The sequence below is a fragment of the Methanocaldococcus infernus ME genome (assembly GCF_000092305.1).
GTDB lineage: Archaea > AGJL01 > Methanococci > Methanococcales > Methanocaldococcaceae > Methanocaldococcus > Methanocaldococcus infernus.
This window is the reverse complement of sequence record NC_014122.1, coordinates 520,306-534,844: the sequence shown is the minus strand read 5'-3', so window position 1 is coordinate 534,844 and position 14,539 is coordinate 520,306. Positions and strand designations below refer to the sequence as shown.

The following is a 14,539-nucleotide window of genomic DNA, read 5'->3' as shown; positions in this document are numbered from 1 at the left end:
GTTATGCTTCATCTTCATAGAGCTTAAGAGCTCTCTCGCATAACTCGCCCTAGCCCCCTTTTAAATGTCCCCCTGGTATCGAACCTAACCATCATCGCGTCTCCTTAGACAGCTCCGGCGGCTCGGCTGTCAGGGGGCTATTTTAATGTCTATGTATTCATTATATATAACGGCTACTACACAAACAACTGGATGGGAGAATTTATAATTTAATATATATTTTGCTATCTCTTCAGCTTTGTTATAAGGGATGCCTATTTTTTGAGATTCATCAATTTTACAGGAGTTATAAACTCCTAAATAAATTCCTTCCCCATTATTTAAAGAAACCTTTTTTATGGCTAATTCATCATCTTTAATATATCCTAAGTAACACTCCTCTTTATCAACAACTGTAGCTATCCTTGGAGTTCTATATTCATCTTTCTCATAGTCTAAGGCTAAGAGAGGATAGGCTAAAGCATCCCTCTTTCCATAAATTAGTTTTTCAGCTATAAAATCAACATGGCTACCATTTCCAGCCACAACTGTTTTATCTTCAACCCTCAAACAACAGTAAGAGATATATGGGTTTTTTAAAACCTCCTCTGGATCCTTTGGTAGGATATAAACTTTATTATCCACTATCTTAGCCACTCTATTGGGAAAGCTTCTACTTGACACCCTATAGGCTACAAAGCTCTCTCCACTTGGAGTTTTGCCCACAACTAAGAACCTTCCTATATACACTGTTAGCCCTCCAAAGCATTGATTTGGCAATATTTAATACAGAGTTTACAGTTGATGCACTTCTCCTTATCTATAATTAATTTCCCATAGGTTTTTAAAGCTTTTTTTCTACAGAATGGGACACAGATACCACAGCCCACACATTTCTCATTAACCTTAACCATCAGATCACCACAAGCTCAGCTCTTGGCTCATCTTCTAAGCTCAGTTTCATTACACTCCTTATAGGACATCTTGGCACTGTTGGAGAGCCAGGGTTTAGAAGTAAGAGGTTGTCAAATTTCTCATGTATTGGCCAATGGGTGTGACCAGAGATTAGGATATCAACCCCCATCTCTAAGCCCAAGAGCTTTAATTTTAAAAGGTCTCCTCTTGGGTAAATGATGTCTCCATGTATCACTCCTATCCTATAGTTATTTAGCTCTAAAATTTGCTCTCTTGGTAAATTTAGATAGTCACAGTTTCCCTGGACAGGGATAACCCTTGCCAAATCACTAAGCTCATCTAAAATCTCTTTATCTGTAATGTCTCCACAGTGAATAATTAGATCAACATTTGAAAATTCTTCAAAAACTTTCTTTGGGATAGAGCTAGCTCTATCATATATGTGAGTGTCTGAGATAATTCCAATTAGCATTTCCTACACCATTTTAGAGACAATTTTTTAAATATTTAGGAAAAATAAAAGAAATTCTTAGGACAACAATTTATAGAAACTTATATATGTAATTTTTTATATAAATCTTGGGGAGCATTTCATCCTGATGAAGCTCTACTTAGAGATAGAGCTAAATATTTATTAGTTGATGACTTTGATAAAGAAAAAGTTTATGGATTTTTTTAGCTGAGAAGAAAAAATTAATTTATGGCTATGTTGGTGAGTTTTTAATTATTTGTGAGAATAAAGACTCTTAAGGTTAAAAATTGAAATTCAAAATTGATTAGAGGATGCTAAAGATAGTGGATAGAAAGATGTTAAAGAGATGCTAATAAAAAAAGAATTAGTTTATTTTTAAATCTTAAGGTTTCCTAATTTAGAGAGCTATAAAAAATGGTGGCGTGCATGGCTTCCCTGGGGTGGACTTGCCAGCCGTAGCCCTCTTATCCCTGAGCCAAACCTCAGCCCCGCTCAACCCCATGAGCGCCGACGTCCTGCCTACCGTTGCTCCCTTCCGGGCCTGGCGGGGTTCGGCAGGTAAAGGGGGTTACACCTTCCCTCCGGAAGGTGCTCCCCCACCGTCGAGCCCCATGGGACGAGACGTCATCGGTTGGCTCAGGGGGAGAGCTACGGCTGACAAGCCGCCCCCAGGTTTTCGGCCCCCGCATGAGGACGATTTCGGGTTACAGGGGACGCCCAACCCCCCGGCCTAGCCATGCACGCCAAATAATAATTTATATAGGTTGTGATATTTAACACTTTCGGTTTTTATTTTTGAAATTTTTTATAAGAAACCTTTAGAAGGAAACTTTTAAAAGAAACTTTTAAAAAAAGTTTCATCAAAAGAGTTAGCTTGATGAGTTTTTATTTTTGTTATTAATTATAAACTTTTAAAAAAAGTTTTATCAAAAAGAGTTTTTTGTTATTAGTTATTTAGATATCGCTATTAAAGTTTTTAATTAAGTTTTCTTGCTTTTATATAGGGGTTGTTGGAAATTGGTACGAGAAAATTGTGGAAAAGTAATACTGATTTTTTCGTTGGAGAATTGTGATTTTTTAGTTTTTTGGTTTATTTGCTGTTATTTTATATATTTTAGGTTTAATTAGACTTTATTTTTAGTGAAATAAGGGTTAATTGTTGAGCTTTGTTTTAATGGTTGTGCATAGTATTTTTAAATGGAGGAAACAATCTTTCTTACTTTTATATAGGGGTTCAATAATCAACCAGTAAGAAAACTCAGGTTAAAAAAGAAAGTTTTTTATAGGAGTTTCGATATAAAATAAGAGCAGACATTAAGGGTTTGAATCGCCAGTCCATTAAAACAAGGATGGAAACTTTCTATTAGCCCCCATTTCTTTAGTTTGTCTAAAAGTTTGAATCGCCAGTCCATTAAAACAAGGATGGAAACTCTTCAATGGTTTTCTTCTAGTTTGTATTTCATCTGCACTGTTTGAATCGCCAGTCCATTAAAACAAGGATGGAAACTGTAAACACTTCAGGAAGTCGTAAAGTTGTTGTGTGTTTGAATCGCCAGTCCATTAAAACAAGGATGGAAACAGATTTTCATTTTCATTAAGTATTTTAAGAGATTTTCGTTTGAATCGCCAGTCCATTAAAACAAGGATGGAAACTGATAGCCCAATCTAACCACTCATCTGTGTTTGGAACAGTTTGAATCGCCAGTCCATTAAAACAAGGATGGAAACCCTTGAATAATAGCCTAATCATTTGCCAATCTTCATGTTTGAATCGCCAGTCCATTAAAACAAGGATGGAAACTTGTAAGCTCCATATTATCCCTATGGCTCCAAAATGGTTTGAATCGCCAGTCCATTAAAACAAGGATGGAAACTACAATCAAACAATTCATAAAAAAGATGTTTCTATCACGTTTGAATCGCCAGTCCATTAAAACAAGGATGGAAACGCTTTATTTCTCAAGTTAGAGAGAAGAGAGCTTAGGTTTGAATCGCCAGTCCATTAAAACAAGGATGGAAACATGTCATAGTCGAACATTCCAGCAACTGGTTTCACCCTGTTTGAATCGCCAGTCCATTAAAACAAGGATGGAAACTAATATTATTTTTATTTAACCTAAAATCCATACATAAAAATAAACCAATAAAAAAACTTATACTACATAAAAGCCTAATAAAGCTTTAAAAAAGATGGTGAATAAAAAGATGGGAAAGAAGGTTCCAGTTAAGAAGATAGTTAATAAAGTTATTGATGAATGTGACATCATCCTCTTAGTCTTAGATGCAAGGGATCCAGAACTAACAAGGAATAGGGAAATAGAAGAAAAAATTAGGAAAAAAGGAAAAAAAGTTATCTATGTACTAAATAAAGCTGATTTGGTTCCAAAAGAAATTTTAGAGAAGTGGAAATCTTTACTCCCTGGTGAGGTTGTTTACCTCTCAGCTAAGAGAAGGTTAGGAACAAAAATTCTAAGAGATAAAATTAAAGAGATTGCTAAGAGCTTAAACAAGGAAAAGGTTAATGTTGGAATCATTGGTTATCCAAATGTTGGGAAATCCTCTATAATAAATGCTCTAACTGGAAGTAGGAAGGCCATATCAGGAAGTTTAGCAGGCTTAACCAAGGGAGAGCAGTGGGTTAGGCTAACCAAAAAAATTAGGCTATTAGATACTCCAGGAGTCTTGGAGATGAAGGATGAAGATGATCTAATTATAAGTGGAGCCTTAAGGTTGGAGAAGGTTGAAAATCCTGTTCCAGCAGCTTTAAAATTGCTTAAAAGGATAGATAATTTTGATAAGGATGTTATAAAGGAATATTTTGATATTGATTATGAGGAAGTTGATGAAGAACTAATTAAGAGAATTGGAGAAAAAAGGAAATATTTAGAGAAAGGTGGAGAAATAGATTTAAAGAGGACAGCTAAAGCTATTATAAAGGAGTATCAAGATGGGAAGTTAAATTACTATAAGGTTGACATTAAAAAGTATGGTCAAGAGAGAGAGAAAGATATTAGCTTTATAACCAAGCATTTAGAAAACTTCCCATTTCTTGAAGATGCTAAAGCTATCCTCTTAGAATTGAAAGATAAAGAAGAGTTAAAGGACAAGATAAAAAAGCCAGTCCTTGGCTATAAAAAAATTGATGACAACTACTTAATTATCTCTTTTGGGGAGAAAACTAAGGATAGTGGAAGGAAAAAAGTTGATGATCTTTCTAAGAAATTAAATTTAGAGAAGATCTCTGAATTTGGAGGGAAAATAGGGAAAAATAATATATATTTGGTTGTGGCAAGGGAAAAATAACTATAAGTGAAACTATGCAACTAAATAAAAATATTATCTTAAACATTCTTAGAAAACATAAAAGTGAATTAAAAAAATTTGGTGTTAAGAGAATTGGTTTATTTGGAAGTTATGCAAGAGATGAGCAGAAGGAAACATCAGACATTGATATTTTAGTTGAATTTGAAGAAGGGCAGGCAACTTATGACAATTATATAAATTTAATACCATATCTTGAAAACTTATTTAATAAAAAAGTTGATGTAATCACAATTGAAGGTTTAAAAAGCATAAGAATAAAAGAAATTAAAGAAGATATTAAAAAAAGGGTTATATATGTCTAAAAGAGGAGATAAAGAGATTTTAATGGATATTTTAGAGGCTATAAGTAGGATAAAAATTTATACAAAAGAGATAGATTATAAAACATTTTTATCAGATATAAAAACACAAGATGCAGTTATAAGAAACATTGAAATAATTGGAGAAGCTGTAAAACCCCTATCTCCACAAATTAAAGAAAAATATAACAATATACCTTGAAAAAATATTGCAGGAATGAGAGACAAACTCATACATTCTTATTTTGGTGTAAATTTAGACATTGTTTGGGATGTTGCAAAAAATAAAGTTTTAGAAATAGAAAAGCCAATAAAAGAAATTTTAAGAGAAATTAAATAAAATATTTGGTTTTTAAAATCCATTGAATAGAAAACAAAGAAAAAATAAATTTACTTGATTGGGACGAACATACTTGACCTTGTAGCTCCAACCCCTGGAGCTCCATGCTGAACTGGTTTTCTTGTTAATGAGAACTCTCCTAAGTAGTGTCCAATCATTTCAGGGGTTATTTTAACCTCAACAAACTCTTTTCCATTATAAACCCCAAAGGTTAAGCCAACCATGTCAGGGGTTATGATAAAGTCTCTACAGTGAGTTCTTATAATTCTTGGCTCCTTCCCTTTATTTAATAATCTTCTTGCTCTCTTTATCTTTAAAGCTAATTTTCTCTGCTGAGGAGTTAATCCTCTTAATATTGTCCTTCTTGCTCTTGCTGGAAGTAACTTAACAAACTCCTTTAAAGGCATCTTCTGTAACTCTTCTAATGTATAACCTCTGTATCTAAACTCTACCTTCTTTGAAATAGTTTGTTTTTTCTTTAATCTTCTTTTTCTTGCACCAGCCATAGTTCTCACCTTTCTTATTAACATAAAAAATTTTAGAAATAGCAAATTAAGTTTTTGCTAAAAGAATTTGAAAATTTAAATTATTTCCTAACTCCAGTTCTTCTTGCTGATATATGTCCAACCTTTCTACCAGCAGGAGCCTTTTTCCTTGAAACAGTTGTTGGCTTCCCAGTGTGTTGATGATTCCCTCCACCAAATGGGTGGTCAACAGCGTTCATTGCAACTCCTCTAACTCTTGGATACTTAACTCCCTTAGCTTTATACTTCCAGTAAGCCTTTCCAGCCTTAACTAAAGGTTTCTCTAACCTTCCTCCTCCTGCTACAACCCCTATAGTGGCTCTACACTTGGAATCAAAGGCTCTTATCTTCCCTGAAGGTAACTTAACATATGTTGTATCATTGTCATGTGTTAAGACATGAGCATAGCAACCTCCAGCTCTAACTAACTTTCCTCCATCTCCAGGCATTGTTTCAATGTTGAAAACTGGGATCCCTTCTGGAATAGAACCAAGAGGTAAGACATTCCCTGGCTTTATCTCTGCAGCAACTCCACACTCTATAAGGTCTCCAACCTTCATACCCTCAGGAACTAACATTATCTTCTCTTCCCCTGTTTCAAACTTAACCTGTGCCACTGGAGCACTTCTTCCTGGATCATGTAAGATATCAATAATTTTCCCTACAACTTTTCCATTCTTTTCTAACTCATCAAATTTTCTATATTTTGCTGCCCCTCTTCTCTTATGGGATGGGCATGAGTATGTTGGACTACCTCTCCCCCTTCTTTGAGCTACTAATCTCTTACCCATATAAGCTCACCTAAAGAAAATTTTTTAGTAGATTCCTAAGCTTGCTGCTATCTTACTTGCATCATAGCCTTCTTTTAACTTGACATAAGCTTTTTTCTCTCCTCTTGGAGTAATTAGAGTATTAACCTTCTCAACCTCTACATCAAACAACTCCTTCATAGCCCTCTTAATATCCTGCTTTGTAGCTTTTTTATGGACATAGAAAACTATCTTATTCTCCTCTTCTATTAACCTAATAGCTTTCTCACTAACCACAGGAGCTATAATAACATCAAATGGATCCATGTTTCCTCACCTAAAATCTCTCTTTCAATTTTTCTAATGCTCCCTCTGTCCATAAGGTTAATCTTCCAGCAACTCCTCCAGGAGCTAAGTGTAAAATTCCTAAGTCTTTAACAGTTATTACATCAACCCCTGGAAGATTCCTTGAGGCAAGGACAGCAGGGCATTTATCTTTAACAACCACTAAGACACTTTTCTTTTTCTTGTATCTTCTTCCTCTCATTTTTCCTTTTCCAGCTCTAACCTTCTTTCCTTTCTTAGCTCTCTCTACATCCTTGTCTAAGCCTAACCTCTTAAAGACTTCAAAGACTTCCTTAGTTTTCTGTAAATTCTCAAAGCCATCTTCAATAATTAAAGGAACCTCTCCTTCAAAGATGTGTCCTCTCTCTTTAACCAACTCAAGATTTGCAGTAGCAGCAATTGCTGACTTTATAGCCAACAGTCTCTCTTTTCTATTAACTCTCTCCCATAAAATTTTTTCAACCTTTGGAGGGTGGGCCCTTCTACCACCAACAGCCTGAGGAACTCTAACAGCCCAACCCTGTGGAACTCTATCAACTCTTGCCATCCCATGTCCTTTACCAATATTCTTAGCTGATGTTCTTAAACCAGCTAATACATCTGTTCCCTTTGGCTGTAACCTTGCAGTAAATGCTGAGAGGAAAGCTCTCCTTATAATGTCTGGCCTATATTCAGTGTAAAAAACATCTGGCAACTCTATCTCTTTAACAACCTCTCCCTCTAAGTTATAAACCTTAGCCATGTTTCTTCCCTCTTATTTCTTTGTTTTAGGTGTTGTACTTATGTATGTTATCTCAGGAACCTTAATTAATGGCTCTTCTGGCCTTATAGCACTTCTTAAAACTATTAACCTCTTCTGAGGCCCTTGAACTGACCCCTTTAAGATAACATAGTTATTTTTAATAACTCCATAGTGTGGGAATCCACCTTCTGGAGTTATCTCCTCTCCATTATTTCCTATCTTTAATATTCTCTTATTGTACTCAGTTCTCTGATGGTAGCCCATCTGTCCTGGTCTTGGGACGGTCCACATGATCATCTTAGGCTGCCAGGGGCCTATAGAACCAACATGTCTTCCTACTCCCTGTCTTCTATGCTTCCTTGGCTGTATCTTAACTCCCCATCTCTTAACTACTCCCTGGAACCCCTTACCCTTGGTAACTCCAATAGTATCTACTAATTCTCCCTCTTGGAAGACATCAGTTATATTTAACTGCTTCCCTAAGATTTCCTTAGCATAGTTTAATCTTTCCTCTAAATCCTTTCCTCCTATTCTTATCTCCAATATTTCAGGCTTCTTCTTTGGTAAGCAGGTTAATTTTGGATTTGTATGAACAAGAACTCTAACATCTTCTATTTTATCCTTTATCTCATCTAAATATTCTACTCCTTTCCTTTCTTCTTTCTTAGGTAATTTTATTTTTCTGCTTAACTCCTTATCTAAGTTATCTGCCCAGATCTCAGTTAAGGTTGTTAAGTAATTCCTCTCATTTCTTCCATAAACCCTTATTCCAAATACATTAATAGGTGGAGCCTCCAAGACAGTCATTGGTGTAAAAACCTCTTGTCCAGCTCTTGGGCTTTTTTGATTGTCTTCCTTAATTAAGCCATGTGTCATTCCTGCTTTATATACTGGGAAAGCTTGCAACCTAACTTTATCTTCATCAGGCCAGCTTCTTATTCTTGGTACAGGTCTCTTAGCTCTTTTTCTTGGACTAAATCCTAAGGAACCTCTTCTTGGTGTATGATACTTCATTCAAACTCACCTTATAATTTTAATTAAAAATTAGTGTGTTTAAATTAATTAATAAATATAACCTGTCCCTGCCCATAAAGGGCTTTTCAGGTTTATATATTTTTAGCCCTTTCCAAAAGAAAATTTATAAATAGTGAAGTTTGGTATTTATCAATAAATTCAATCAGTATATAAAGATTTTGGTAAAAAAAGAGTTTGAGGGAAACCAATGCCTAATTACCATGTAACCCTTCAAGCAGCTTACATTGTGAGAAATATAGATGATGTTGAAGATGCTATAAGTGTAGCCATCTCTCAGATAGGGAAGACATTAAACAAGGCTGGACTGAACTATGTTGATATTGATATAGGGTTAACTGTCTGTCCAAAGTGTGGAGAGCTTATAGACTGTGTCTTAGTTGTGGCAAGAACAGCCTTAGTAGGAGTTCTCTTATCTATGAAAGTGTTTAATGCTGAAAGTGAAGAGCATGCTATAAGGATAGCTAAGGCAACAATAGGGAAAGTCTTAAAAGATATTCCTTTAGAGCCTGTTGATGTTGTAAAAATGTAAAATAGGGGAGAAATATGGATTTTAAAAAGATAGAGGAGAAGTGGCAAAAGAGATGGGAAGAGAGTAAGATATTTTTTTCTGATCCTGACAATAGGGAGAAGTTCTTTATAACTGCTGCCTTTCCCTACTTAAATGGGGTTCTACATGCAGGGCATTTAAGAACTTTCACAATCCCTGAGGTTGTGGCAAGATATCAAAGAATGAGAGGAAAAAATGTTCTCTGGACCTTTGGCTATCATGTCACTGGAACCCCTATTTTAGGATTGGCTGAGCAAATTAAGGAAAGGAAGGAAGAGGTTATTTGGGCATATACAAACCTTCATAAGATCCCTGAAGAAATTTTATTAAAGCTAACAACCCCTGAGAATATTGTTGAATACTTCTCTAAGAAGGCTGAAGAAGCCTTTAAAAAAATGGGATTTAGCTTAGATTGGAGAAGGAAATTTACAACAAATGATGAGGCTTTTAAAAAATTTATTATTTGGCAATTTCATAAGCTGAAAGAGAAGGGCTATATAGTTAAAGGCTCTCACCCTGTTAAGTACTGTCCAAAGTGTGATAACCCTGTTGAGGATCATGACTTACTTCATGGAGAAGGGGCTACATTAGTTGAATATATATTAATTAAATTTAGAACTGAAGATAATGAAGTTATGCCAATGGCCACTCTAAGGCCAGAAACAGTCTTTGGAGTTACAAACATCTGGATTAACCCAGAAAAAACTTATGTAAGAGCTAAGGTTAATGGAGAAACTTGGATCCTCTCTAAGGAAGCTGCTGAAAAGTTAAAGTATCAGGGTAGAGAAGTTGAAATCTTAGAGGAATTTAAAGGAGAGAAGTTAATTAATAAAAAAGTTCTAAATCCAGTAACAAATAAGGAAGTTCCTATATTCCCAGCTAAGTTTGTTAAAACCAATGTTGGAACTGGCTGTGTCATGTCAGTTCCAGCACATGCTCCTTATGACTACATAGCCTTAAAAGATTTAGGCTTATTGGATAAGATAGAGATAATTCCACTAATAGAGGTTAAAGGTTATGGGAAATTCCCAGCTAAGGAAATTGTAGAAAAAATGAATATAAAGAGCCAAGAGGAGAGAGACAAGTTAGAGGAGGCTACTAAAAAAGTTTATAAAGATGAGTTCCACAAGGGAGTTTTAAATGAGAACTGTCAAGAGTATAGAGGAATTCCAGTTAGGGAGGCTAAGGATAAGATAATAGAGGATTTAATTAACAAGGGATTGGCTGAAGTTATGTATGAGTTCAGTGAGGAAAGAGTGGTTTGTAGATGTGGATCTCCATGTATTATTAAGGTTGTAAAGGATCAGTGGTTTATAAAATACTCTGACAAGAAATGGAAGGAGTTGGCACACAAGTGTGTAGATAGAATGAACTTTATCCCAGAGAATTTAAGAAGAGTTTTCCATGAAATGATTGATTGGATGAAGGATAAAGCCTGTGTAAGAAGAAGAGGTTTAGGAACAGAGTTTCCATTTGAGGAAGGTTGGATCATAGAGTCTTTATCAGACTCAACCATCTACCCAGCTTATTACACTATAGCTAAGTATGTAAATGAATATAATATAAAGCCAGAACAATTAACTATAAAGCTCTTTGACTACATCTTCTTAGGAAAGGGAGAGTTAGAAGAAGTTAGTGAAGATAGTGGCTTAGATAAGGAGTTAATAAAAAAGATGAGGGAAGAGTTCCTTTACTACTACCCAGTGGATTGGAGATGCTCAGCTAAGGATTTAATTCCTAATCATTTAACATTCTACATTTTCAACCATGTAGCCATCTTCCCAGAGGAGTTATGGCCAAGAGGAATAGTGGTTAATGGTTATGTTACAATTGAAGGAAAGAAGTTATCTAAGTCTAAAGGTCCATTACTCCCTGTCTTAGAGGTTGCTGAAACCTTTGGGGCTGATGTAGGAAGGTTTTATATAACAACTTGTGCAGAGCTTCCACAAGATGCTGATATCAAGTTTTCAGAGCTTGAAAAAACAAAGAGAGTTTTAGAAAGGCTATACAACTTTACAAAAGAAGTTATCAATATGAAAGACTCTGAAGAGAGAGAAATAGATAGATGGTTATTGAGTAAGCTAAACAGGGCTTTAAAAGATTACCACAAACTTATGGAAGAATTTGAGCTAAGAAAGGCTGGAATCTTATTGTCTCACTACTTACTTGATGAATATATACATTGGTACAGAAGAAGAGGAGGGAATAATAAAGAGCTACTACTAAATTACTGTGAAACCTTGGTTAAGATGTTTGCTCCATTCACCCCTCACTTAGCTGAAGAGCTATGGGAACTATTGGGAAAGAAAAACTTTATCTCCTTAGAAAGAATTCCTGAAGCTAAGGAAGAGCTAATAGATGATGAAATTGAATTTATTGAAGATTATCTTAAGAAGTTGATTGAAGATATAAGAGAGATTATAAAGATTACAAAGACTGAGCCAAGGAGAATTTATATTTATACAGCAGAGCCTTGGAAATGCCAAATATTAAAGATTATAAATGAAAATAAAGATAAGGATGCCAAGGAGATCATTAAGATGATCATGAAAGATCCTGAATTTAGGAAGTTTGGTAAGGAAGTGCCAAAGTTAGTTAATCATTTAATTAAGCTTAGAGCCTTAGACATAGATGAGGAAGAGGTGTTAAAGAAAAATAAAGAGTTCTTAGAAAAAGAGTTCAATGCTGAGATAATTATAAATGGAGAAGATAAAGCAAACAAGAAAAGAGTAGCCATCCCATTCAAGCCAGCTATATACTTAGAGTAACTCTAATATTTCTTTAGCTAATCTTATTTTATCCTCTAAGCTTTTCATTAAAATGTTGGTTGTATAGACTTCACACCCTATCTCTCTTGCCAACTCTTTATCTTTTTCATCTATAACTAAGATGTCTAAAAAGTCTTTATAGCATTGATAAACTCCAACAGCTGAGCTTTCATAACCCTTAGCCTTCATCAACTTTCCAGCAGGGCCAGAGATTGGAGAAGAGCCAATAAATGGAGAGACAGCCAAGACTTTCTTTTTCATAAGCTCTTTTTTAATATCCTCTATACTTAAAATTGGAAAGATAGAGGTTATAGGGTTTGAAGGGCCAATAATAACCTTGTCAAAGGAGAGCTTATAAAACTCCTCTGGAGGCTTAGCATATAAAGAATTTTCATAGATAACATCTAAAACCTCCACTTCCCCTTTTCTCTTGATCCAAAAGTCATGGAACTTTAGTAACTCTTTTCTTCCATCTATGTTGGCTAAGATTTTAGTTTCAACCCTATCATCAGTCATAGGTAGAACTTTATATTTAACTCCTAAAGCTTTCCTCTGAATTTCTATAGCCTCTGAGAGTTTATATCCTCTATTTAAAAGTAAAGTCTTCTGTATCTTTAAAGCTCTATCTTTATCACCAATTCTTAAAAATTCATCAACTCCAAGCTTTTTTAACTGCTCGTGGGTGTGAAAAGTATCTCCTCTAACCCCATACCAAGTTTCCTCATTGATTAAATCTGAGAGAGTATATAAAACAGTGTCAACATCAGGAGAAACATAGAGGTTGTTTAGCCAGAGGTCTTCTCCAGTATTAACTAAGACTGTAAAGTTATCTAAGAGCTCTTTTAACCCCTGTAGTAATTTAGGTGTCCCTGTTCCACCAGAGAGAATTAGCATATCTTCACCTTAAACTTCTCTCCTCCATAGTTGGAGAAGAACTGATAAATTAGTCTCTTAATATTCTCTTTCCCATTGTAGCATTCATAAAGCTCTCTCATGTGGTTAGCATTTTTTCTATAAACTTTATTGCTCTCAATTTCCTCAATAGCTCTCTCCAACTGATTTAGTTGTTTATAACTTAGAGAGATTCCACATCTTAGCTCATGAACCTTCTTAGCATTATTACACTGCTCAGGATGATCCATATCTGGGATAACAATTAAAGGCTTTCCAAAGCAGAGGGCTTCCATGATTGTTGAGTGTCCTCCATGGGATACTATAAGAGAAGCTCTTCTCATTAGTTCATCCATATCTTTAGTTATTGGAATTATTTCTATATTTTTTCTACTATACTTAGCTCTTAACCTACTTGCAACCTCATAACTTCCACAAACCAATTTAACATGATAATCATTTTTTATAGCAAGTTCAGCCAAGCTCTCTAAAATTTTATATCTGTATTCAAAACCACCAATAACACTTAAAATATAGCCATCATTATCAACATTATCAACATTGTCATATCTTATTAAAGGCCCTAAATATTCTAAGTTAGATATAGGCTTTATATTGTATTGGCAAATAGTGTAAGGCATAGGGAAGTCTGGAACTAAGAACTTTTCACATCTCTTATTTATTAAGTTTAAGATGGCCATGGTAGGATAAACTAAGATATCAGTCTTTATCTTATACTTTGTATAGTTCTGATTACTTATGCAGAACACTGGAATTTTTAATAGCTTGGCAACCACTGCTGTACTGTATTTACAATCAGTTATTATTAAATCTGGCTGATACTTTTTAATAATCTCATACTCTCTCTTAATAGCTTTTTTTGGAGAATGTTCTTTATTAAATAAGGTTGATTTGATGTCAAACTTTCCATCTTTCCCTTTTAATTTAATTTCAGGATAGGTTTCAAAAACTCTGAAGCCATAGCTTTCTATGAAGTCTTTACTTTTCCCATAGGCTAAATATGCTATGTCAAACTCATCTTTTAGAGCATTACCAACAGCTAAACATCTTGTTGTATGCCCAAACCCCTCACCACATACAGAGATAAGTATCTTCATAAATCTCACTCTAAAAAATTTTTAAACAATTAACTAATAATATTTCAACTAAGATTTTAAAACTTTCTATTTAGCTAAAGTCTCTTATCCAAGAGTTCAATAATTTTATTTAACTTCTCATTCATCTTTTCCATTTCTCCAAAAATTAGTTTTATATATTTAACTCCTTCATCTAATTTTTTATTTAGCTCAATTAGATCATCAGAGGATATTCTATTTATTCCTTCAGGAGTATTTAACTCTCTTTCCTCTATTTTCTCAATTTTAATTAACTTATCCCTCTTCTCTAAGGCTTTGATACTTCTCTTAAATAACTCTTTAATCTCCTCATCATCAAAGTTAGCCAATATTCTAACAGTTCCATCTTTATGATTATACACTATCCCACTAATTCCTAAACCTCTTCCAATATTCTCAATTCTATCTCTAAAACCAACATGCTGAACCTTACCATATATTTTAAGCTCATAAGTCATCATAGATAATCACCA

General features: G+C 34.6%; 15 protein-coding genes, 1 other RNA gene, 1 pseudogene and 1 CRISPR repeat array. Of the genes and pseudogenes, 5 read left to right on the top strand and 12 right to left on the bottom strand.

The window, feature by feature from the left end:
- Positions 1-129: 129 nt before the first annotated feature.
- The 4 genes from METIN_RS02925 to ffs form a co-directional block, all read right to left on the bottom strand.
- Complete coding sequence (locus METIN_RS02925) at positions 130-729, bottom strand: IMP cyclohydrolase (protein ID WP_013100004.1); 600 nt, start codon at positions 727-729, stop codon at positions 130-132.
- Positions 730-731: 2 nt separating this feature from the next.
- Entirely contained in the window at positions 732-893 is a 162-nt protein-coding gene (locus tag METIN_RS02920) for a DUF362 domain-containing protein (RefSeq protein ID WP_013100003.1), read from the bottom strand.
- Positions 893-1,366, bottom strand: coding sequence for a YfcE family phosphodiesterase (locus METIN_RS02915; protein WP_013100002.1), 474 nt, complete (start codon positions 1,364-1,366; stop codon positions 893-895). Before METIN_RS02915 ends, METIN_RS02920 begins: the two co-directional genes overlap by 1 nt.
- A gap of 423 nt (positions 1,367-1,789) precedes the next feature.
- Positions 1,790-2,107, bottom strand: an RNA gene (ffs, locus tag METIN_RS07545) — signal recognition particle sRNA.
- A gap of 579 nt (positions 2,108-2,686) precedes the next feature.
- Positions 2,687-3,462: a CRISPR direct-repeat array (repeat unit 37 nt; unit sequence GTTTGAATCGCCAGTCCATTAAAACAAGGATGGAAAC).
- Between the two features lie 109 nt (positions 3,463-3,571).
- Between ffs and METIN_RS02905 the strand changes: the two genes are divergently transcribed.
- The 3 genes and pseudogenes from METIN_RS02905 (at position 3,572) to METIN_RS02895 (ending at position 5,329) form a co-directional block, all read left to right on the top strand.
- Positions 3,572-4,669 (top strand): GTPase, encoded by a 1,098-nt coding sequence (locus tag METIN_RS02905; protein WP_048203333.1) that lies wholly within the window; start codon positions 3,572-3,574, stop codon positions 4,667-4,669.
- A gap of 14 nt (positions 4,670-4,683) precedes the next feature.
- The gene (locus tag METIN_RS02900; protein WP_013100000.1) at positions 4,684-4,992 is read left to right on the top strand and encodes a nucleotidyltransferase family protein; all 309 of its coding nucleotides are present in this window, start codon (positions 4,684-4,686) and stop codon (positions 4,990-4,992) included.
- Positions 4,985-5,329: pseudogene (locus METIN_RS02895) on the top strand (HepT-like ribonuclease domain-containing protein). Before METIN_RS02900 ends, METIN_RS02895 begins: the two are co-directional and overlap by 8 nt.
- A 50-nt stretch (positions 5,330-5,379) precedes the next feature.
- Here METIN_RS02895 and rpsS read toward each other — a convergent pair.
- The 5 genes from rpsS to METIN_RS02870 form a co-directional block, all read right to left on the bottom strand.
- Entirely contained in the window at positions 5,380-5,835 is a 456-nt protein-coding gene (gene rpsS, locus METIN_RS02890; protein WP_013099998.1) for a 30S ribosomal protein S19, read from the bottom strand.
- An 80-nt stretch (positions 5,836-5,915) separates the two neighbouring features.
- Complete coding sequence (locus tag METIN_RS02885) at positions 5,916-6,644, bottom strand: 50S ribosomal protein L2 (RefSeq protein ID WP_013099997.1); 729 nt, start codon at positions 6,642-6,644, stop codon at positions 5,916-5,918.
- Positions 6,645-6,668: 24 nt separating this feature from the next.
- The gene (locus METIN_RS02880; RefSeq protein WP_013099996.1) at positions 6,669-6,929 is read right to left on the bottom strand and encodes a 50S ribosomal protein L23; all 261 of its coding nucleotides are present in this window, start codon (positions 6,927-6,929) and stop codon (positions 6,669-6,671) included.
- Between the two features lie 10 nt (positions 6,930-6,939).
- Positions 6,940-7,689, bottom strand: coding sequence for a 50S ribosomal protein L4 (gene rpl4p / locus METIN_RS02875; RefSeq protein ID WP_013099995.1), 750 nt, complete (start codon positions 7,687-7,689; stop codon positions 6,940-6,942).
- Between the two features lie 12 nt (positions 7,690-7,701).
- On the bottom strand, positions 7,702-8,703 hold the full coding sequence (locus METIN_RS02870; RefSeq protein ID WP_013099994.1) for a 50S ribosomal protein L3: 1,002 nt from the start codon (positions 8,701-8,703) through the stop codon (positions 7,702-7,704).
- 208 nt (positions 8,704-8,911) lie between these two features.
- On the opposite strand from METIN_RS02870, the gene METIN_RS02865 reads away from it, so the two are divergent.
- On the top strand, positions 8,912-9,253 hold the full coding sequence (locus METIN_RS02865) for a DUF555 domain-containing protein (RefSeq protein ID WP_013099993.1): 342 nt from the start codon (positions 8,912-8,914) through the stop codon (positions 9,251-9,253).
- Between the two features lie 14 nt (positions 9,254-9,267).
- Positions 9,268-12,039, top strand: a complete 2,772-nt coding sequence (leuS, locus tag METIN_RS02860) for a leucine--tRNA ligase (RefSeq protein WP_013099992.1) — start codon at positions 9,268-9,270, stop codon at positions 12,037-12,039.
- Here the strand turns inward: leuS and cofD are convergent.
- From cofD to METIN_RS02845, 3 genes are all read right to left on the bottom strand, one after another.
- Positions 12,031-12,933, bottom strand: coding sequence for a 2-phospho-L-lactate transferase (gene cofD, locus METIN_RS02855; RefSeq protein ID WP_013099991.1), 903 nt, complete (start codon positions 12,931-12,933; stop codon positions 12,031-12,033). The two genes, leuS and cofD, sit on opposite strands and share 9 nt — an antisense overlap.
- On the bottom strand, positions 12,927-14,048 hold the full coding sequence (locus METIN_RS02850; RefSeq protein WP_013099990.1) for an MJ1255/VC2487 family glycosyltransferase: 1,122 nt from the start codon (positions 14,046-14,048) through the stop codon (positions 12,927-12,929). The genes cofD and METIN_RS02850 overlap by 7 nt, the downstream gene beginning before the upstream one ends.
- Positions 14,049-14,122: 74 nt before the next feature.
- Entirely contained in the window at positions 14,123-14,524 is a 402-nt protein-coding gene (locus METIN_RS02845; protein WP_013099989.1) for an acylphosphatase, read from the bottom strand.
- Positions 14,525-14,539 lie beyond the last annotated feature (15 nt).